Source organism: Gordonia sp. UBA5067 (assembly GCF_002414845.1).
GTDB classification, from domain to species: domain Bacteria; phylum Actinomycetota; class Actinomycetes; order Mycobacteriales; family Mycobacteriaceae; genus Gordonia; species Gordonia defluvii.
Genome location: NZ_DIAX01000021.1, coordinates 15,498 through 35,575, shown reverse-complemented (window position 1 = coordinate 35,575; position 20,078 = coordinate 15,498). Strand labels below are relative to the sequence as shown.

Genomic DNA, 20,078 nt, shown 5'->3' with positions numbered 1-20,078 from the left:
AAACATGGCATCCACGCCCACCCCCGACAAGTCCGATCCAGCCGACATCGACAACCCTCCTGATCCGCTACTCGCCCCCGCTGACGGCGTGCCGCCGGTCCTCATCGAGCCGGGCGAGTTCGCCGACGCGGCAGCTCGCCTGCGATCGGGGTCGGGACCGATCGCGCTGGACACCGAACGCGCCTCCGGCTTCCGGTACTCCCAACGCGCCTACCTCATCCAGATCCGCCGATCCGGGGCCGGCACCCTGCTCCTCGACCCCATCGACCATCCCGACCACCTCGGCGAACTCATCGACGCGCTTACCGGGCCGGAATGGGTGTTGCACGCCGCCGATCAGGATCTCCCCTGCCTGCGCGAACTGGGCTTCTCGTGCGAGACGCTCTACGACACCGAACTGGCCGGCCGACTGCTCGGCTTGCACCGGGTGAATCTGGCCGCGATGACCGCACACTTCCTGGGCCGCGAGTTGCGCAAAGGCCACGGCGCTGCGGACTGGTCTAAACGACCGCTGCCCGACGACTGGCTCAACTACGCCGCTCTTGATGTGGAGCTACTCGTCGAACTCCGTGACGCCATGGACAAGCAGTTGCGTGCCGAGGGAAAGGATTCGTGGGCAGCCCAAGAGTTCGCGTATGTCCTTACCCGTCCACCTGCGCCGCCGCGGCTGGGCCGATGGCGGCGCACCTCGAACATCCACAGCCTGAGCACCCGCCGTCAGCTCGCCGCGGTGCGGGAATTGTGGCAGGCACGCGAGGAACTCGCTCAGAGTCGCGACGTCGCCCCCGGCCGCGTCCTTCCCGACTCGGCGATCATCGACGCCGCGCGCGTCAATCCCGCGACCGCCGAGGAACTGACCCGGCTCGCAGTCTTCGGCGGACCGCGCCAGCGGCATCACGCCCGCCGGTGGCTGGCGGCGCTGCACCGCGCCCAGGCACTGCCCGAGGACGAGTTGCCCGCGCGCACCGCTCCGTCCACCGGTCTGCCGCCGGTCAATCGATGGGAGCAGCGCAACCCCGAGGCCGCGGCACGAGCCGCCGCGGTGCGCCCGGCAATCGCCGAAATCGCCGAGTCGGTATCAGTGCCCGCGGAGAACCTGCTGGCCCCCGATCTGGTGCGACAACTCTGCTGGGCGGGAGTATCGGCGTCGCCCGGAGCCGTCGACGAGGCGCTCGCCACCGGGGCGGCCCGCCCATGGCAGCGAGAACTGACTCGGGACGCAATCGCCACCGCGCTTGGCCGGCTCTAGTCGGAGTCGCTGCGCACCGCAGTCCCGGTGTCTACCCCGATCGGCGAGTCGAGCCGCTGCGACACGCTTTCGGTGATCGTGCGCGACAACTCCTGGGCAGTGAGCCCGAGGCTGGCGAGGATTTCACCGCGTGAGGCCGCGGCCACGAACTCCCGCGGAATGCCCCGTTGCATAACCGGAACCGTGACGCCTGCGGCGGCCATCGCACCGATGATCTCCGACCCGACTCCCCCGTCGACGAGGCCGTCTTCGAGCGTGACGACGAGCCGGTGATCGGCGGACATCTCGATGATCGAGCCCGGCACCGGTAGCACCCACCGCGGGTCGACGACGGTGACCTCGATGCCGTGGCGGGCGAGGATCGCCGCGGTATCGCACGCCGTCGCCGCAAAGGCGCCGATTCCGACGAGCAGCACGTCACCGACCGGCCGCGCTGAGGTGGAGGTGCTGCGGTACAGGATGTCGACACCGTCCACGGTCCGCTCGATTGCCCGAATGTCTTCGGGTACCGCTCCCTTCGCGAATCGGATCGCGGTGGGACCGTCGTCGGTGCCCAGCGCCTCGTCGAGCTGTTCGCGCAGCCGGACCGCGTCGCGCGGAGCGGCCACCCGCAAGCCGGGAACCATCGCCATCAACGACAGATCCCACATGCCGTGGTGACTCGGCCCGTCCGGACCCGTGATCCCGGAACGGTCCAGCACCAGGGTGACCGGTTGCGCCAGCAGGGCCACATCCATCAGCAATTGGTCGAAGGCACGGTTGAGGAAGGTGGAGTAGATCGCGACGACGGGGTGCAGGCCGCCCAGCGCCAGCCCCGCGGCGGAGGTGAGCGCGTGTTGCTCGGCGATACCGACATCATAAAGCCGGTTCGGGAATCGCTCGCCGAACGCGGTCAGCCCCGTCGGAGCGGCCATGGCCGCGGTCACCGCCACAATGTCGTCCCGGCGCCCACCTGCTTCGACCAGGGCTGCGGAGAATACCGACGTCCAGTCCGGTGCGGTCACGGCCGCGGCCCGGCCGGTGGCCGGGTCGATCACGCCGATCCCGTGCATCTGGTCTTCCTCGTGATCCTCGGCGGGGCCGTATCCGTTGCCCTTGCGAGTCACCGCATGCACGATCACCGGCCCGCCGAATGACTTCGCCTGGTGCAACGCACTCTCAAGCGCAGCGATGTCATGACCGTCAACCGGTCCGACGTACTTGAGACCGAGGTCGGCGAACAGGGCCTGGGGCGCGAGGAGATCCTTGATACCGCTCTTTACGCCGTGCACGACCGCATAGGCCGGGTCGCCGACGACGGGCAGTTGCCTGAGCAGCTTGCGTCCCTCGCCGAGAATGCGCTCATACCCCGGCTGCAGTCGAAGTCCCGACAGGTGTTGGGCGAGCCCGCCGATCGTCGGGGCGTAGGACCGTCCGTTGTCGTTGACGACGATCACCACCGGCCGATTGGCGGCCGCGATATTGTTCAGCGCCTCCCAGCACATGCCGCCGGTCAGCGCCCCATCACCCACGACGGCGACGACGGTGCGGCGCTCACCGCGCAACTCAAAGGCCTTCGACAGCCCATCGGCGTACGACAGTGCGGCCGACGCGTGGGAAGACTCGACCCAGTCATGTGGGCTCTCCGCGCGCTCCTGATAGCCCGTGAGCCCGCCGCGCTGGCGCAACGCATCAAACCCCGCGGCGCGACCAGTGAGGATTTTGTGGACGTAGCACTGGTGGCCCGTGTCGAAGATCACCGGATCCGATGGGGAGTCGAACACCCGATGGATGGCCAGGGTCAGTTCCACGACACCCAGATTGGGGCCGAGGTGGCCGCCGGTCGCCGATACCTTCGCAACGAGGAATCGCCGGATCTCACCGGCGAGGCGGTCCATCTCTTCGCTGGTCAGATCGGCGAGGTCGTCCGGGGAGTTGATCGACTCCAACAGACTCATCGTCGAGTCCTCCTGTCCAAATCTGTCGCGGGCTGGGCGAATGGGTCCAGTCTACGGACGCCCGAACCCACGGTTTGCGCGGCGGCGCTTCACGGTCGAACGAGCAGTGCCATCGCCTCGACATGGTGGGTCAATGGAAAGGCATCGTAGGCTTTCAGCCGATCCAATCGGTATCCTGAGGCGATCGCGCGCCCGATGTCACGGGCGAATGCGGCCGGATCGCAGCCGACGTGGACGATCGCGGCGGGTTCCGCCGCGGTGATGACGTCCATCACGGCATTGCCGACCCCGCTGCGGGGTGGGTCGAGGACGACGATGCCGGGCGCGGGCAGATTGGCCAGCGTTGCCGCCGACACCGCCGCGCGATGCGTGTGCACCGGCGAACCGTGAAAAGTCGTCCGCGCCGATGCCAGCGCATCGGCTTCGGTGTCGACGATGTGCACGGCCCCCGCCCCGCGCTCGATCGCGGCCCCGGCGAACACCCCCGACCCGCCGTACAGGTCCCACACGGTGGCGTCGAGCGCCCACTCCGCCAACCATCGGCCCGCAGTGCGCGCGAACACCTCCGCGGCGCCACGATGAGCCTGCCAGAAGGCCGCAACCGGCAGTTCCCAGGTTCGATCGCCGACCCGATAGCGTGCCGTCGGGCCGCCCAGGAGGACTCGCGGCGCGCGCGGCGGACCGCTCTGCGCCCGTCGCCGCTGTGCGCCGGCCCGGCCGCCGCGCACGGATGGCGGTCCGGCGACCTCGGCAAGGTGGACGGCATCGTCGTCGTCGTGCACCGCGATGACCTCGGACCCGGCACGCAGATCGGCCGGGTCGAGCGTGCCGAGCGCGTCGCTCAGCGCGGGGGTGAGTGCGGCGCACCGGTGCGCGACGATCGCGTTGCTGTGGATCGTGCGAAAACCCAGCGCGGACCGATCGGCGGCGACGCCCGCCCGTGCACGGATGCGCCATCGATGCCCCGACTCGCCGCCGGGCATCCCTTCGACGACAAGACCGGCGGGCACCTCGACGCGGCCGATACGGGTGAGTGCATCGGCCACAATGGTCGCCTTCGCCCGCCGGATGCCGTCCGTGGTGCCAAATGCCAAGTCGCAGCATCCGGCCCCGGCGGCCGCGGCCGGACAGGACACCGGCGTCCGATCCGGTGAGGGCACTACCACCTCGAGGACGTGCCCGCGCCACCACGCTGCACGCGAATCATCGGTGATCTGCACCAGCACCGTCTCCCCCGGGAGCGCACCGGCGACGAACACGACCCGCCCATCGATGCGGGCCACTCCCGCACCGCCGTGGGCGAGCCCGGTGACGTCGCAGCGCACCGGCGCGGGCACCATCACGGTCCGACGCCGCGCCGGGTCTCCCCCGGCGCGACATAGTGGGGAGCCTCCTTGCGACGCTCCGACGAACTGAGCAACCACGGCACCGACGTCACCATGACACTCGGCTCGAACAGCAGTCGGCCCTTGAGGCGCAGTGCGGACTGATTGTGCAGGATCTGTTCCCACCAGTGACCCACGACGTACTCGGGGATGAACACGGTGATCACGTCGCGCGGATTGTCCCGCCGGACCCGCCGCACATAGTCGACGACGGGTCGCGTGATCTCGCGGTAGGGCGAAGCGATCACTTTCAGTGGCACCGTGATGTCGCTGGCCTCCCACTCCGCCACCAGCTTGCGCGTGTCCCGGTCGTCAACGTTGACCGTGATCGCCTCGAGGGTGTCCGGGCGGGTGGCGCGGGCGTAGCGGATCGCCCGCCGGGTGGCCAGGTGCAGCGACGACACCAGCACGATTGAATGGGTGCGCGGCGGCAACACCTCGTCCTCGTCGACGGCCGCGTCAAGTTCGGCCTGCACCGTCGCATAGTGGCGGTGGATCAACTGCATCAGCACATAGAGCGACATCATCGCGACGATCGCGATCCACGCGCCGGCCAGGAACTTGGTGATCAGCACGACCACGAGGACCGTCGCGGTCATCACCAAGCCGATCGCGTTGATCACCCGCGACCGCTGCATGCGGCGCCGGCCGGCCGGATCGGACTCGACACTCAGCAGGCGCGTCCAATGCCGCACCATCCCGGTCTGACTCAGGGTGAACGAGACGAACACGCCGACGATGTAGAGCTGGATCAGCGCAGTCACCTCACCGCCGAACGCGACGACGAAGATGATCGCGGCCAGCGCCAGAAATACGATGCCGTTGGAAAAGGCCAGCCGGTCCCCGCGCGTGTGCATCTGGCGAGGCAGATAACGGTCCTGCGCAAGAACCGAGCCGAGTACGGGAAAGCCGTTGAACGCGGTATTGGCCGCCAACATCAAGATGAGCGCCGTCGAAATGGCCACCACATAGAACGCCGGGCTGAAGCCGCTGAACACCGCCTCGGCGAGCTGCGCGATCATCGACTTCTGGCGATAGCCGTCGGGGATTCCGGTCAGCTCGGTGCTCGGGTTGGCGACGTACTTCACGCCGGCCTCCCGCGCGAGCAACACCAGGCCCAAGAGCAGTGTGATGGAGAACCCGCCGAGCATCAGCAGCGTCGTCGCCGCGTTGCGCGACTTCGGCTTGCGGAAGGCCGGCACTCCGTTACTGATCGCTTCGACGCCGGTCAGCGCCGCACACCCCGAGGAGAAGGCGCGCGCCAGCAGGAACACCATCGCCAAACCCGACCAGTGCCCGGGCTCGGCCTGCAGGCCGAAGCCGGCCGTCTCGGCGCGCACCCCGTTGCCGAAGAGGACCCGGGCAAACCCCCAGCCCAGCATCACCAGGACGCTGAAGATGAACAGGTAGGTGGGTGCTGCCAGAAATGCACCTGATTCGCGCAGGCCCCGCAGGTTGACCGCCGCCAACAGGACGATCGCGGCCACGGCGAACCACACCTTGTGGCGGTGCACCACGTCGATGGCCGATCCGATGTTCTCCACTGCTGACGCCATCGACACGGCGACGGTCAGCACGTAGTCGACCAGAAGCGCACTGCCCACCACCAGGCCGGCACGCGGCCCGAGGTTCACCGTCGCAACCTCGTAGTCACCGCCGCCCGACGGGTAGGCGTGCACGTTCTGGCGGTAGCTGGCCACCACGACGACCATCACGACGGCCACGGCCACCGCCACCCATGGGGTGTACGCATAGGCGGAAAGGCCGGCCACGGACAGGACGAGGAAGATCTCCTGCGGCGCGTAGGCCACCGACGACATCGCGTCGGAGGCGAACACCGGCAACGCGATGCGCTTGCGCAGCAGCGTTTCGCCCAGCCGATCACTGCGAAACGGCCGGCCTACGAGTAGTCGCTTAACCGCGACTGGCACCTGGGACAGGGTGGACACCACGATCACACTAGGCCGAACACCGCCAACGCGCGAACACGCCGCGCGGGTCATGTACGTTCATCACCGTGCGGATAGTCATTATGGGCTGCGGCCGGGTCGGAGCCTCCCTGGCCGAAGCGATGGAACGTCGCGGCCACACGGTTTCGGTGATCGACCGCGACCCCACCGCGTTCAAGCGGCTGAGCCCCGAGTTCGCCGGAACAACGACCGTCGGCATGGGATTCGACCGCGAGGTGCTGACCCGCGCCGGCATCGAGAAGGCCGACGCATTCGCCGCCGTGTCCTCGGGGGACAACTCCAACATCGTGGCTGCGCGCGTCGCCCGGGAGACTTTCGGTGTCGCACGGGTCGTCGCCCGCATCTACGATGCCCGCCGCGCACAGGTATACGCCCGGCTCGGCATCCCGACCGTCGCCACCGTTCCCTGGACGACCGAACGCTTCGTCGCCGAACTCGACGACGACGTCGACACGGTCGCCTGGCGTGATCCCAGTGGCAGTGTCGATCTCATCGAACTCGACATCGATGAATCGTGGATCGGCACATCGGTCGCGAAATTCGCCGAGGAGACCGGTTGCCACGTCGTGTTCCTCAATCGGCTCGGTCGCCCGATCCTGCCCGAGCCCCGCACCGCATTGCAGGACGACGACATCGTCTATGTCGCGGTGCGCTCGGCCGATCGAGCCGCCGTCCGTGCCACCGCGGGCGCGCCGCGCCCCATCCACGACTGATCCGCAGGAGAGTCCAGTGAAAGTCGCGATCGCCGGTGCCGGCGCCGTCGGGCGGTCCATTGCCCGCGAACTCCTCGCCAACCGCCACGAGGTCACCCTCTTCGAACGAGAGGCCCGCAAGGTCGACCCCGAGTCGGTGCCCGGCGCCGGTTGGATCACCGGCGATGCGTGCGAGTTGACCAACCTCGAACGCGCCGGACTGCAGGACTACGACGTCATGGTGGCCGCCACCGGTGACGACAAGGCCAACCTCGTCGTCGCGCTGCTGGCCAAGACCGAGTTCGCCGTCAATCGCGTCGTCGCCCGGGTCAACGATCCGCGCAACGAGTGGCTTTTCGACGAGGATTGGGGGGTGGACACCGCCGTTTCCACCCCGCGGATCCTGGCCTCCCTGGTGGAGGAAGCGGTCAGCGTCGGCGACCTCGTCCGCCTGATGACCTTTCGGCAGGGGCAGGCCAACCTGGTCGAGATGACCCTGCCCGACACCACCCCGCTGGCCGGTCGCCCGGTGCGCAAGCTAGCCCTCCCGCGCGATGTCGCGCTCGTGGCAATCCTGCGCGGCAGCCGGGTCATCGCTCCGCAGCGCGACGATTCGGTGGAAGGCGGCGACGAACTCGTGTTCGTCGCACCCGAAGATGTCGAAGACGAGTTGCGCACCGCGCTCCATCTCGCCTGACGGCGGCCCTATCGCGGCGGCGGCGTCTCGGCGGCGTCGGCCCGTGCCGCGATCTCGTCTTCGCCGCGGTCGGCTCGGCGCACGAGCAGGACCGTCGCGCCGACTGCGAGGATCGTCAGCGGCCACCCCATCGCGATGCGCGTGGCGGCCAACACCCCGGTGTGCCCGGTGTCGTACAAATGCGATTGCACCAGATAGCGGGCGATGAACACCGCTGCCCAGACGCCGGTGGCGACGTCATAGGCGATCAGCGTCGGCCGATGCCGGCGCCAGGCGGTGCCGTCACCGTTGATGAGGTTCCAGACGAGCCCCACCAGCGGCCACCGCACGATGATGGACACGACGAGGACCGCCGAGTAGACGAGCATCGTCCAGATGCCGAATAAGAAGTAGCCCTTCGCGCTCCCCGTGCGATGCGCGATGTAGGCGCAGATCGCGACACCGATGAAGCCCGACAATGCCGGGCTCACGTCCTCGCGCCGAGCAACGCGATAAAGGAGAATCGCCGTAGCGACGGCGAGGGCCGCGATGATCGCCCCGGTCAGTCCGAACCAGGTGTTGGCGGGGACGAAGACCAGGATCGGAAGTGTTGAGTACACCAGGCCGGACACGCCGCCCATCTGGTCGAGCAGCGTGCGGGCCTCCCGCTCGTCCTCATGGTCGGGCGCGGTGGGCGTTCGGCCCTCATGGTCTGGCGCGGCCTGCGATTCAGTCACCGTCGAGGTCGTAGTACGGGTTGAAGATCACCTTGACGCCGTCGTGCTCACCGATGCGGCCGGTGACCCACAGTTTTCGGCCCGGTTCGATTCCCGGGATCCGGTTGCGGCCGAGCCACTTCAGGGTGACGGTGTCGGTGCCGTCGAAGAACTCGGCGACGACCCCGGCTTTGGCATTCTTGGAGCACGTCTGCACCGACCGAAGTTCACCGAAGATCCGGACCTCTTCGCCCCGCGCGCAGTCCGATGCGCACCGGGCGCCCTGCGATCGCGACTCGTCGGCGATCTCTGCCGCGTCGGCGACCTCGAGGTCCTCCACGAGCCTGCGCGTCATCCGTCGCAGATAGCCCGCTGTCGCCATCACACCCTCCTGGGCGAGAGAATTCCTACATTGCGATGCCCAGGGTAGACCTTGCGGAAGGATCACGTCATGCCCCGTCCCCTGTTGGCCATGCCCGGTACCGGATCCGACGGCGACTACGTCCAGCGGGCTTTCGGCACCGCGGCCGCCGCCGCAGGGTTTTCGCTGGTAGCGCTGGAGCCGGGAACCGACCTCGCAGCCGGCTACATGCGCGCGCTGGACGCGGCCGCACGGGCCCACGGGCCGATTCTGGTCGGCGGCATATCCATTGGGGCCAGTATCGCCGCGGCGTGGGCCGCCCGAGTGGGTCCGCAGTGCTGCGCAGGCGTGTGGGCCGTGCTGCCGCCGTGGTCGGGAGTCCCCGGGGCGAGCCCGGCTGCAGCCTCGGCGACCGCTACCGCCGACGCCCTCGAGCGCGACGGCCTGAGCGCGACCCTCGACGGAATGTCCGCCAGCAGTCCGGGATGGTTGGCGGCCGAACTCACCCGCTCGTGGACGGGTCTCTATCCCGGACTCATCGGACAATTGCGTGGCGCGGCCGCCCTCGTCGGCCCGGAACCTGCGACGCTGACCCGATTGGCGGTTCCGCTGGCGGTCGTGGTCAGCGACAACGACCCGATTCACCCGGCGGCCGTCGGCGAGGCGTGGGCGAAAGCAGCACCGCGCGCCGCCGTGAAGCGCACGACCCTCGACGTGTGGGGCGCCGATCCCGCGGTGTTGGGCCGTCTGGCCCGCGCGGCCTGGGACGAGATGCACCACCCCACATTCCCGGCCTGAATCGGGGCGGAACGGGCGCTAGCGCGCCCTCCTGCCCTGACGCAGCCGCTGCATGGCGGTGCCGCGGGAGACCTCCTCGCCCGGCACCGGGCCGGCGGGCGGCTGCGCCACGGCTTCACGGGCCGGGGACTCGTAGGTCACGGACTCGTGGGCCACGGGCTCGTACGCATGGGAGTCGGGCTCGCGGCCCGTCTCGGTGAACTCCGGCGGCAGATCGTCCAGCGCGAGCTGACCGTCGTCGACCATCTGTTGCTGCGCCATGCGCACCTGCTCGGCGAGAACTTGGGGAAGTATCAGCGGCAGCGGTTCCCGCGGGGGGTAGGGCTCGGCTCCTCGGCGCACCACCGATTCGGCGAGGACCGCGCGGGCCAGTTGCGCCAACTGCGGCGCGGTCTGCGGCGGTCCACTCGCGACGCAGCGGACCATCCATCGGGGCCCGTCGACACCAAGGAACAGGTGACTCTCGTCGCCGGGCACCTCGGCGATGATCTCCCGCCCCCAGTGCCCTTCCTCGGTGCGGATCACCGCGCCTTCGGCGCGGATGGAGTCGGCCAGTTCACGAACCACCTCGCGCCACTGGCCCGGCGACTTGGGAGCGGCGTACGCGGCCACGGTCACCCGCCCGACCGGGGTGAGCAGAAACACCGCCTCGGGCTGGTGGTCCACCGACATCTCTACACTGACCTGCCCGCCCTCGACGACCGGGACGAGTACCGATCCGAGGTCCAGGTGCGAATTGGCCAGTTCCTCGGCAGAGGTCGCCAGGTCCGCAATGTCGTAGGGGCCGGCCGCCTCCCCGACCCGTGCCTGTCCTGCCATATCCTCGTCCTTCCGCTTACAGCGCCGCGTGCCCGCCGCTCGATCCATAGCCGCCGACACCCCGACTCGTATCGTCGAGTTCGTCGACCTCCTCGAGCTCGGGCAACTCGACCCGCTGGACTATCAACTGCGCGATTCGATCCCCGCGCTTGATCGCGATCGGCTCGGTGGGGTCGAGATTAATCAAGCAAACCTTGATCTCCCCGCGATAGCCCGCATCGACGGTGCCCGGCGTGTTGACAATCGACAGCCCGGCGCGCGCCGCCAGCCCCGAACGCGGATGGATCAGCCCGACCGTTCCCACTGGGAGCGCAATCGCGATTCCCGTTCCGACGAGTTGTCGGTGCCCGGGTCGCAGGTGGGCATCGGTTGTCGAGTACAGGTCGACACCGGCGTCACCGGGATGGGCCCGCGCCGGCAGTGGCAAATCCCTGTCGAGACGGCGGACGCGCAGTAGTGCGGGTGACGGAATTCGATCGGACACACCCGCAGACTACGCTGAGCGACGTGACTAGTGACGCCCAGACCGATCGATACAACGAGCGGCTGTGGTTGCCCCTCTGGTGGTGGGTGGCGGCCGCGGTTCTCACTGCCGTTCTCGGCTACGAGATCCGACTCGGCGCGCACCGCGCGGCCTGGAGTTGGTGGGTGTTCCCCGCGATCGCCGTGCTGCTCATCGCCGTGCTGGTGTCGATGGGCCGCCGTCGAGTCCGGGTGAGCGCCGACGGTGAGTTGTCCGTGGACGGCGCCCGGCTGCCGCGCGCGGTCGTCGGACGGGGCGCCTCGGTCCCGCCGAGCGCCAAGAGCGCGGCCATGGGGCGACAGCTCGATCCCGCCGCCTATCTCGTCCACCACAGTTGGGTCCACCCGATGGCCCTACTCGTGCTCGACGACCCCGATGACCCCACCCCGTACTGGCTGGTCTCTACCCGACACCCGGATAAACTGCTCGCGGCCATGGGTATCGCTGATGCCCGGCTGGAGGGCACCGCCGAGGCCCCGGTGCCGGTCGAACCCGAGGGCTCCCGGGTCACCCGAGCACTGAACACAGTTCTCTACGGCCCGCTGTTGTGGTTGATGTTCCGGCTTCCCCCCGAGACGATCCACCGATTCGCCTCCGGCGTCATCCGACTCGTTGGTGCGGTCCCGGGTCTTGGCCGCGTCGTGGGCCGGGTGCTCGTCGTCGACGATCCGATCCTGCGTCAAGATGTGCTCGGCACGAGCTTCCCCGGGCCGATGGGTCTGGCGGCCGGGTTCGACAAGGGTGCCGCGGCCGCCCGGTCGTGGGGTCCACTCGGCTTCGGATACGCGGAGATCGGCACGATTACCGGGCAGGCACAGCCCGGCAACCCCGCCCCCCGATTGTTTCGGCTTCCCGCCGACCGCGCCCTCGTCAACCGCATGGGATTCAACAACCCCGGCGCCGAAGCAGCTGCGCAGCGGCTGGGCCGGGCGCGAAGGTCGGCACGCACGCACCGGGTGCCGATCGGCGCCAACATCGGAAAGACGAAAGTGGTCGACCTCGCGGCCGCGGCCGACGACTACACGCACAGTGCCGCACTGCTCGGTCCACTCGCCGATTTCGTGGTGGTCAACGTGAGTTCACCCAACACACCGGGGCTCCGTGACCTGCAGGCCGTCGACCAGTTGCGCCCGATCCTTTCCGCGGTGCGGGCCGCCACCGACCGGCCCGTCCTGGTCAAGATCGCGCCCGACCTCGCCGACGCCGATGTCGACGCGGTCGCCGATCTGGCCGTCGAAACGGGCCTGGCCGGCATCGTCGCCACGAATACGACGATTTCGCGCGACGGCCTGACGTCGTCATCGGACGTCGTTGCGCAGGCCGGTGCCGGCGGCCTGTCCGGTCCGCCGGTCGCCGCACGATCACTTGCAGTCCTGCGGCGCCTGCACGCCCGCGTCGGTGGCCGGCTCCTGTTGGTGAGCGCCGGGGGCATCGAGGATGCCGACGACGCCTGGGAGCGGATCCGCGCCGGCGCGACCTTGTTGCAGGGCTACACCGGGTTCATCTACGGCGGGCCGCTGTATGCCAACCGGATCCACGCCGGGTTGGCGGCACGCGTGCGCGGCGCGGGATTCGCCTCGCTCAGCGAGGCCGTCGGCTCCGGTGTCTACTGCGAATAGCGGCCGACGATGGTGGACCGCGCGATGGCGTGGCTGAAGAGGTTGAACCCCAGATACGCGGGGGTGGCCTCGTCGGGCAGGCCGAGCGACTCCACATCGACCGCGTGTACCACTACGTAGTAGCGGTGCGGCCCGTGCCCGGCGGGCGGCGCAGCACCGACGAAGCGCCGCAGCGACGCGTCGTTGGCGAGCGTCACCGCACCGACCGGTAGCGAACCCGGCGCACCGTCCCCGGCTCCGGCTGTCAAGCTGGTCACCGACGCGGGGATGTCCGCGACCGCCCAATGCCAAAAGCCCGACGCGGTCGGCGCGTCCGGGTCGTAGACGGTGACGGCGAAGCTGCGCGCCGCCGCGGGGAACCCCGACCAGCTCAACTGCGGTGAAACATCCTGACCGCCCGCCCCCATGATCCCACTCACCTGCGCCGACGCCAGAGTCGTGCCGTCGGCGATATCAGTCGAAGTGAGCTCGAACCCCGGCAGGTGCGGCAGGGCCGCATAGGGGTTGTAGGAACTGTCCGGCATGGCGGTCACCTCTCGGTTGGGTGCGACGCGGCGGCGGTCGCCGGCGCGCTGTGCAATAGGAAATGCTCGAAAACCTTGGTACCGAACAACACTGAGTCCACCGGCACGCGCTCGTCAACCCCGTGGAACAGCGCAGCGAAATCCAGTTCGGGTGGCAGCTGCAACGGGGCGAAGCCGAAGCACCGAATTCCCAGTTTCGCGAAGGCCTTCGCATCGGTCCCGCCCGACAGCATGTAGGGCACGGTTCGACCCTGCGGATCATAAGTCAAGATCGCCTCGTTCATGGCGTCGACGAGGTGGCCGTCGAACGTCGTCTCATACGAGTCCAGGTGGGTGATCCACTCCCGCTCGACATTCGGGCCCAGCAGCGCGTCAATCTCGGCTTCGAAGGCCGCCTGGCGTCCGGGCAGCACCCGGCAGTCGATCACCGCCTCGGCGGTCTGCGGGATGACGTTGGCCTTATAGCCGGCATGCAGCATCGTCGGGTTTGCGGTGTCGCGCAGCGTCGCACCGATGATACGTGCCAGGCCCCCCAGTTTGAACAGCGCCGTTTCAAGGTCTGGGGTGTCAACTCCCAGATCCAGGCCAGTCTCCTCGGCGGCCACGGCCAGGAATGCGGAGACGGCATCGGTGAGCACCAGCGGGAACCGATGGGTCCCGATGCGTGCGACGGCCGCCGACAACTCGGTGACCGCGTTGTCGTCGTGCAAGAAGGACCCGTGCCCCGCCGTCCCTTTGGCACGCAGGCGCATCCAGCACAGGCCCTTCTCCGCAGTCTCGACCAGATACAACCGCCGCTGCTGTCCATCTGGCCGGTCGACGGTGAGCGAGAAGCCACCGACCTCCCCGACCGCCTCGGTCACGCCGGCGAACAGATCGGGCCGATTTTCCACGAGCCAGTGCGATCCCCAGGTGCCGCCGGCCTCCTCGTCGGCCAGGAAGGCGAAGACCAGCTCGCGCGGCGGAATTGTGCCCTCCCGGGCGAACTGGCGCGCCAGCGCGAGGGCCATACCCGCCATGTCCTTCATGTCGACCGCGCCGCGTCCCCAGATGTACCCATCGGCGATGGCGCCGGCGAAGGGGTGCACCGACCAGTCGGCCGCCTCGGCCGGCACCACGTCGAGGTGACAGTGCACCAGGAGCGCGCCCGCGGTGCTGGTCGGGTCACCTGCCAGCCGAGCGATGACATTGCCCCGACCAGGCTGCCCAGACTCGATATAGGTGGTCTCATACCCCACCTCGGCGAGTTGATCGGCAACCCATTTGGCGCATCCCTCCTCTCCTTTGGTCGTCTCCGGCTCACCGGTGTTGGAGGTGTCGAACCGGATCAAATCGGCAACCAGGTCAACGACTTCGTCGAGCGCGCGGGGTGTAGTCACACCACCATTATGCGAATTTGGGGAATCGTGTCGTCCTCGGTTAGGGTTATCGCGCACCGAGTCCGAGTGGCGGAATGGCAGACGCGCTAGCTTGAGGTGCTAGTGCCCTATTAACGGGCGTGGGGGTTCAAGTCCCCCCTCGGACACACTCGTCTTGAGTCGCGACATCCTTTCACCGGGGTGCCGCGGCTCTTTTCGTTTTGGCGAGCCGCAGCCGGTGAGTCGACTTCGTAGCTCATCCGCCCGACCATCAGATGCGCGACTATTACAGACGTGGACGCATCCGAAAGCCCCGCCGGGGCAACCTCCGGTTCCCCGGCACACCGCCGGGGCTTTTGGTCACTCGCCGTCGGCTTCGCCGCACTCATGGCGTTCACCACCATCCCGACGACGATGTACCCCGTCTATCAAGATATCGATCACTTCCCCACGTTCATGATCACTGTGATCTTCGCGGCATACGGGCTCGGTGTGATGGCGGGTTTGTTCTTCGTCGGACACCTCTCCGATCACTTCGGGCGGCGCAAGGTATTGGTGAGCGCCATCGGCGTCGAGGTGATCAGCGCGCTCATCTTCATCTTCTCCACGCACGTATCGGCACTATTGGCAGCGCGGTTTCTGTGCGGATTCGGCATCGGCGCGGTCACCTCGACAGCCACCGCCGCCCTCCTCGAGCTACGCGCCAGGGCTGCGCCCGATGAGTCTCCACGGCTGGCAACGACGGTTGCGAGCGGGGTCAACCTGGGTGGTCTGGCACTCGGCCCGCTGATCGGCGGGATCTTCACACAATGGGCGCCGAGCCCGTTGACATCAACCTTCGTGGTCTTCCTCGGTCTGTTGCTGGCCGTCGGCGTCATGGTGGTCGCGATCCCGGAAACCGTCGCCCCCCATAGCCGCCGGTTCGTCTACCGTCCACAGCGGCTGCAGGTCGACCCCCGTCGGCGTGGCGAGTTCCTTGCCGCGGGCGTCGCGGCCGCCGGAGCCTTCGCGGTAATGGGCTTCTTCACCTCGCTCACCGGAACCTTCGTCGGCGGAAGCTTGCGCATCAACTCGTATTTCGTGGTCGGACTGACGGTGTTCGCGATGATGGGCGCCAGCGCGGTGTCACAGGTCCTCCTCGCACGTCTCACGCTGCGGCCCAAAGTGGCCTACGGGCTGTCTGGGATGGTGGCCGGGCTGATCGCCCTCGCAGTATCGGGTGCGGTCCTGTCATTCCCGTTGTTCCTGGTCGCCGCCGTCGTCGCCGGCGCCGGGGTGGGACTGGTCTTCAGCGCGGCGATAGAGACCGCCGGTGCGATCTCTGACCGTGATCACCGCGGCGAAACCATCGCCGGAATGTTCCTCGCGGCATATGTGGGAATCACCCTGCCCGTCATCACCGTCGGGATGGCCCTCACCTGGTTCGCCGCGCCGACGGTGCTGATCACCTTCGCCCTGATCGTGCTGGTGGTCGTGACGGCGTCGACGAGTGCGATGATCCGGCAGACTCCCGGTTAGTCAGCCTCCCGGCGGATTGTTGGGGAACGCCGACTCGCGCTAGGGTCCGGTCGTGGCCACTGCCCTTTTTCTCGACTGCGACACCGGGATCGATGACTCGCTGGCGCTTACCTACTTGCTCGCCCAGCAGGACGTCGAGATCGTCGGGGTCGCCGCGACGGCCGGAAACGTACCCACTGACGTCGTGGTGGCCAACAACCTCGCCTGGCTCGAACTCTGCCGACGAACCGAGATTCCCGTGCACGTCGGTGCGCAGAACCCGATAGCCTCGCGCCTGCGGACCGCCGAGGACACTCACGGCCCGCATGGGATCGGCTACGCCGAACTTTTCCCGGCATCGACCCCGCCCAGCGATCTCGATGCCGCGCACGGATGGCTGCGTGCGGCCGACGACCATCGAGGGGAGCTGATCGGCCTTGTCACCGGGCCCCTGACAAACCTTGCGCTCGCGGTTCGGGCCGATCCCGAGTTACCCGGGAAGCTGCGCCGCCTCGTGATCATGGGCGGCGCCTTCGGTGTCCCCGGCAACACGACGCCCGTCGCAGAGTGGAACACGGTCGTCGATCCGGAGGCCGCCGCCGAGGTCTTCGAGGCGTTCAGCCGATTCGATGCACCCGACCCCATCGTGTGCGGGCTGAACATCACCGAACAGCTGGTCATCACACCGGCTCATCTCTGTCGCCTCCGAACCGACTCAGGCGACGCACTGCTCGCGCGGCACCTCGCCGAGGCACTGCGCTTCTACTTCGAATTCCACGATTCTCAGAACGAAGGGTACGTGGCCTACCTCCACGACCCCTTTGCCGCGATGGTCGCGCTAGATCCCGACCGCGTGTCCGGTATCGCCGCACACGTGGCGGTCGAACTCAACGGTGCCCTCACCCGGGCCATGACCGTCGCTGACCGGCGTGGCATGCTCGGGCCGCCCAACGCCCAGGTGGTCACGCAGGCCGACACCGACGCCATGCTGGACGAACTGATCGACACACTCGCCGGTTATGCCCGCCACCTCAACGACGCCTAGGAGTTTCGGCGCCGTCGACGAAATACCGGGCACAGCCGGCGCGATACCGGTCACCCCGGATGAGCAGACCGGTCGAGCGCGGCGAGTAGCTCGGCGGCGCCGAGCGTCGGGGTGAGGTCTCCCCCGACGATCCGCGCTTCGACGCCGGCCCGCACGGCCGCCACGGCCGGGTCGGCGGCCAGCCGGGCCAGCAGCGCGTCGTGGACCATCGTCCACATCCAATCGACCTGCTGACCACTCCGGTGCGCGTCGAATCGCCCGCCGTCAACCATGGCTTGCCGGTGTCGCAGCACCGCGGCCCAGAACTCGTCGACACCAGCGTTCTCGATCGCACTCATCGTAAGCACCGGCGGGGTCCACCACGCATCGTGCGGGTAGATCAACCCGAGCGCGCCGCGCAGCTCGCGGGCGGCCGACCGCGCCTCGTTGACATGCTTGCCGTCGGCCTTGTTCACGACGACCACGTCGGCGAGCTCCAGAACGCCCTTCTTAATCCCCTGCAGGGCGTCACCGGTGCGCGCCAGCGTGAGAAAGGTGAACGTGTCGACCATGTTGGCGACGGTCACCTCGGACTGCCCCACCCCCACGGTCTCCACCAGCACGACGTCGTATCCGGCCGCCTCGACCAGCACGATCGTCTCCCGAGTCGCCTTCGCCACCCCGCCGAGAGTGCCCGCCGTGGGCGATGGCCGGATATAGGCGTCCGGGTGCGCGGCAAGCCGGCCCATACGGGTCTTGTCACCGAGGATTGATCCGCCGGTACGGGTCGACGACGGGTCGACGGCGAGCACGGCGACGCGGTGGCCCTGCTCGATCAGGTACATCCCCAGCGTCTCGATCGTCGTCGATTTGCCCACCCCGGGCACTCCGGTGATACCCACCCGGAACGACTGGCCCGAATGCGGGGTCATCGCCAGGAGCAACTCCTGCGCTTTCGCCCGATGCTCGGGATTGGTGGACTCGACCAGCGTGATCGCGCGCGCCAAGTCCGACCGTCGACCGGCCAGCACACCGGCACCGAGCAGCGTTGGATCGGTGCGGGCCGGACCAGCCGCCACTACGCCCCCGCGCCCGCGCCCGACAACTGTAGACCCAGGTTGTCGGCCAGTTTCGTGATCAGTTCGACCGCCGAATCGGCGATCACCGTACCCGGCGGGAAGATCGCCGCGGCCCCCGCCGAATAGAGTTCGTCGAAGTCGCCGGGCGGGATGACCCCGCCGACCACGATCATGATGTCGGGGCGGCCCGCCTCCGCGAGCGCATCACGAAGTGCAGGCACCAGGGTCAAGTGGCCGGCGGCCAACGACGACACGCCAACGACGTGAACATCGTTGTCGGCAGCCTGCGCAGCGACCTCCTCCGGGGTCGAGAACAACGGGCCCACGTCAACGTCGAAACCGAGATCGGCGAACGCGGTGGCGATCACCTTCTGGCCGCGATCGTGCCCGTCCTGCCCCATCTTGGCGACCAGGACGCGCGGTCGGCGGCCCTCGGCCCGCGCGAACTGTTCGACGAGCGTCGTCGCGGCGTCGATGTTGCCCGATTCTCCCGCCTCGTGGCGATACACACCGCTGATGGTACGGATCTCGGCCTGGTGCCGTCCGAAGACCTTCTCCATCGCGTCGGAGATCTCTCCTCCGGTCGCGCCGTGGCGGGCGGCGTCGATGGCGAGTGCCATCAAGTTGGTGTCCATCGATCCGCCGGGCTGTCCGGCGGCCCTCGTGAGGGCATCGAGGGCGGCCTGCACCTCGGCGGAGTCCCGATCGGCCCGCAGCCGCGCCAGCTTCGCTAGTTGCTCGGCGCGCACCTTCGAATTCTCGACCTTGAGGACCTCGATCTCCTCGTCGTCGTCGACCCGGTACTTGTTGACGCCGATCACCGGCTGGTGACCGGAATCGATGCGCGCCTGAGTGCGCGCGGCCGACTCCTCGATGCGCAGTTTGGGTAGCCCCTCACTGATCGCCTTGGCCATGCCCCCGGCCTCTTCAACCTCCGCGATGTGGGCGCGCGCCCGGTCGGCGAGCTGCGCGGTGAGCCATTCCACGTAGTTGGACCCTGCCCACGGATCGATCGGCCGGGTGGTACCCGACTCCTGCTGCAGCAGCAGTTGGGTGTTGCGGGCGATGCGGGCGGAGAAGTCGGTCGGCAGCGCCAGTGCCTCGTCGAGGGCGTTGGTGTGCAACGACTGGGTGTGGCCCTGAGTCGCCGCCATCGCCTCGACGGCGGTGCGCGCCACATTGTTGAACACGTCCTGCGCGGTGAGCGACCAGCCCGAGGTCTGCGAATGCGTCCGCAGCGACAGCGACTTGGCATTCTTGGGGTTGAACTGACTGACCAGTTCGCTCCAGATCAGCCGAGCAGCGCGCAGCTTCGCGACCTCCATGAAGAAATTCATGCCGATGCCCCAGAAGAACGACAGGCGCGGCGCGAACTTGTCGATGTCCAGGCCGGCGGCGAGGCCGGCCCGGATGTACTCCACGCCGTCGGCCAGCGTGTACGCCAGCTCCAGGTCGGCCGTCGCGCCCGCTTCCTGGATGTGGTAGCCCGAGATCGAGATGGAGTTGAACTTCGGCATCTTCGCGCTGGTGTAGCCGAAGATGTCGGAGATGATTCGCATCGAGGGATCCGGTGGATAGATGTAGGTGTTGCGGACCATGAACTCTTTGAGGATGTCGTTCTGGATCGTGCCGGCCAGCTTTTCCGGCGGAACGCCCTGCTCCTCCGCGGCGACGACGTACAGCGCAAGGATCGGCAACACGGCGCCGTTCATCGTCATCGACACCGAAACGCTGCCCAGGTCGATACCGTCGAACAGCTGTCGCATGTCCAGGATCGAGTCGATGGCAACGCCGGCCATTCCGACGTCGCCGGCCACGCGCGGATGATCGGAGTCGTAGCCGCGGTGGGTG

18 protein-coding genes, 1 tRNA gene and 1 pseudogene are annotated in these 20,078 nt (G+C 68.2%); 9 read left to right on the top strand and 11 right to left on the bottom strand.

The window, feature by feature from the left end; translation table 11 throughout:
• The first annotated feature begins 4 nt into the window (after window positions 1-4).
• Window positions 5-1,249, top strand: coding sequence for a ribonuclease D (locus B4M62_RS02950; protein ID WP_290704921.1), 1,245 nt, complete (start codon window positions 5-7; stop codon window positions 1,247-1,249).
• Here the strand turns inward: B4M62_RS02950 and dxs are convergent.
• The 3 genes from dxs to B4M62_RS02935 all read right to left on the bottom strand — a co-directional run bounded on the left by dxs (window position 1,246) and on the right by B4M62_RS02935 (window position 6,520).
• Window positions 1,246-3,186, bottom strand: a complete 1,941-nt coding sequence (gene dxs / locus B4M62_RS02945) for a 1-deoxy-D-xylulose-5-phosphate synthase (RefSeq protein ID WP_290704918.1) — start codon at window positions 3,184-3,186, stop codon at window positions 1,246-1,248. The genes B4M62_RS02950 and dxs overlap by 4 nt on opposite strands.
• A gap of 89 nt (window positions 3,187-3,275) precedes the next feature.
• The gene (locus tag B4M62_RS02940; protein ID WP_290705044.1) at window positions 3,276-4,526 is read right to left on the bottom strand and encodes a class I SAM-dependent RNA methyltransferase; all 1,251 of its coding nucleotides are present in this window, start codon (window positions 4,524-4,526) and stop codon (window positions 3,276-3,278) included.
• Window positions 4,526-6,520, bottom strand: a complete 1,995-nt coding sequence (locus tag B4M62_RS02935) for an APC family permease (protein ID WP_290704914.1) — start codon at window positions 6,518-6,520, stop codon at window positions 4,526-4,528. The genes B4M62_RS02940 and B4M62_RS02935 overlap by 1 nt, the downstream gene beginning before the upstream one ends.
• Window positions 6,521-6,588: 68 nt before the next feature.
• On the opposite strand from B4M62_RS02935, the gene B4M62_RS02930 reads away from it, so the two are divergent.
• Together B4M62_RS02930 and B4M62_RS02925 are read left to right on the top strand one after the other, a co-directional pair.
• Window positions 6,589-7,254: a potassium channel family protein gene (locus B4M62_RS02930; RefSeq protein WP_290704911.1), complete on the top strand. Its 666-nt coding sequence runs from the start codon at window positions 6,589-6,591 to the stop codon at window positions 7,252-7,254.
• A gap of 16 nt (window positions 7,255-7,270) precedes the next feature.
• Window positions 7,271-7,930, top strand: coding sequence for a potassium channel family protein (locus B4M62_RS02925; RefSeq protein ID WP_290704908.1), 660 nt, complete (start codon window positions 7,271-7,273; stop codon window positions 7,928-7,930).
• An 8-nt stretch (window positions 7,931-7,938) separates the two neighbouring features.
• On the opposite strand, the gene B4M62_RS02920 is transcribed toward B4M62_RS02925, so the two are convergent.
• Both B4M62_RS02920 and B4M62_RS02915 read right to left on the bottom strand, forming a co-directional pair.
• The gene (locus B4M62_RS02920; RefSeq protein WP_414651763.1) at window positions 7,939-8,646 is read right to left on the bottom strand and encodes a DUF3159 domain-containing protein; all 708 of its coding nucleotides are present in this window, start codon (window positions 8,644-8,646) and stop codon (window positions 7,939-7,941) included.
• Complete coding sequence (locus B4M62_RS02915; protein ID WP_290704906.1) at window positions 8,639-9,007, bottom strand: OB-fold nucleic acid binding domain-containing protein; 369 nt, start codon at window positions 9,005-9,007, stop codon at window positions 8,639-8,641. The genes B4M62_RS02920 and B4M62_RS02915 overlap by 8 nt, the downstream gene beginning before the upstream one ends.
• Window positions 9,008-9,076: 69 nt before the next feature.
• Between B4M62_RS02915 and B4M62_RS02910 the strand changes: the two genes are divergently transcribed.
• Window positions 9,077-9,784: an alpha/beta hydrolase gene (locus B4M62_RS02910; RefSeq protein ID WP_290704904.1), complete on the top strand. Its 708-nt coding sequence runs from the start codon at window positions 9,077-9,079 to the stop codon at window positions 9,782-9,784.
• Window positions 9,785-9,802: 18 nt separating this feature from the next.
• On the opposite strand, the gene B4M62_RS02905 is transcribed toward B4M62_RS02910, so the two are convergent.
• Window positions 9,803-10,603, bottom strand: coding sequence for a DUF3710 domain-containing protein (locus B4M62_RS02905; protein WP_290704902.1), 801 nt, complete (start codon window positions 10,601-10,603; stop codon window positions 9,803-9,805).
• A 16-nt stretch (window positions 10,604-10,619) separates the two neighbouring features.
• Entirely contained in the window at window positions 10,620-11,087 is a 468-nt protein-coding gene (dut, locus tag B4M62_RS02900; protein ID WP_290704899.1) for a dUTP diphosphatase, read from the bottom strand.
• On the opposite strand from dut, the pseudogene B4M62_RS02895 reads away from it, so the two are divergent.
• Both B4M62_RS02895 and B4M62_RS02890 read left to right on the top strand, forming a co-directional pair.
• Window positions 11,024-11,551 (top strand): annotated as a pseudogene (locus B4M62_RS02895) (DUF3093 domain-containing protein); the annotation flags it as partial. The gene dut and the pseudogene B4M62_RS02895 sit on opposite strands and share 64 nt — an antisense overlap.
• A gap of 93 nt (window positions 11,552-11,644) precedes the next feature.
• Entirely contained in the window at window positions 11,645-12,745 is a 1,101-nt protein-coding gene (locus B4M62_RS02890; RefSeq protein ID WP_290705038.1) for a quinone-dependent dihydroorotate dehydrogenase, read from the top strand.
• Here B4M62_RS02890 and B4M62_RS02885 read toward each other — a convergent pair.
• Window positions 12,733-13,269: a YbhB/YbcL family Raf kinase inhibitor-like protein gene (locus B4M62_RS02885; protein ID WP_290704896.1), complete on the bottom strand. Its 537-nt coding sequence runs from the start codon at window positions 13,267-13,269 to the stop codon at window positions 12,733-12,735. The two genes, B4M62_RS02890 and B4M62_RS02885, sit on opposite strands and share 13 nt — an antisense overlap.
• A 5-nt stretch (window positions 13,270-13,274) precedes the next feature.
• The gene (locus B4M62_RS02880) at window positions 13,275-14,648 is read right to left on the bottom strand and encodes a M20/M25/M40 family metallo-hydrolase (RefSeq protein WP_290704893.1); all 1,374 of its coding nucleotides are present in this window, start codon (window positions 14,646-14,648) and stop codon (window positions 13,275-13,277) included.
• Window positions 14,649-14,708: 60 nt separating this feature from the next.
• Here B4M62_RS02880 and B4M62_RS02875 point away from each other — a divergent pair.
• The 3 genes from B4M62_RS02875 (at window position 14,709) to B4M62_RS02865 (ending at window position 17,169) form a co-directional block, all read left to right on the top strand.
• Window positions 14,709-14,794, top strand: a tRNA-Leu gene (locus tag B4M62_RS02875).
• A gap of 127 nt (window positions 14,795-14,921) precedes the next feature.
• Window positions 14,922-16,145, top strand: coding sequence for an MFS transporter (locus tag B4M62_RS02870; RefSeq protein WP_290704889.1), 1,224 nt, complete (start codon window positions 14,922-14,924; stop codon window positions 16,143-16,145).
• Between the two features lie 52 nt (window positions 16,146-16,197).
• Entirely contained in the window at window positions 16,198-17,169 is a 972-nt protein-coding gene (locus B4M62_RS02865) for a nucleoside hydrolase (RefSeq protein ID WP_290704886.1), read from the top strand.
• 50 nt (window positions 17,170-17,219) lie between these two features.
• Here the strand turns inward: B4M62_RS02865 and meaB are convergent, their stop codons facing one another.
• Both meaB and scpA read right to left on the bottom strand, forming a co-directional pair.
• Complete coding sequence (gene meaB, locus B4M62_RS02860) at window positions 17,220-18,227, bottom strand: methylmalonyl Co-A mutase-associated GTPase MeaB (protein WP_290704883.1); 1,008 nt, start codon at window positions 18,225-18,227, stop codon at window positions 17,220-17,222.
• On the bottom strand, window positions 18,227-20,078 hold a 1,852-nt coding region (gene scpA, locus B4M62_RS02855; protein ID WP_290704880.1), incomplete at its 5' end, for a methylmalonyl-CoA mutase. The genes meaB and scpA, both read right to left, overlap by 1 nt.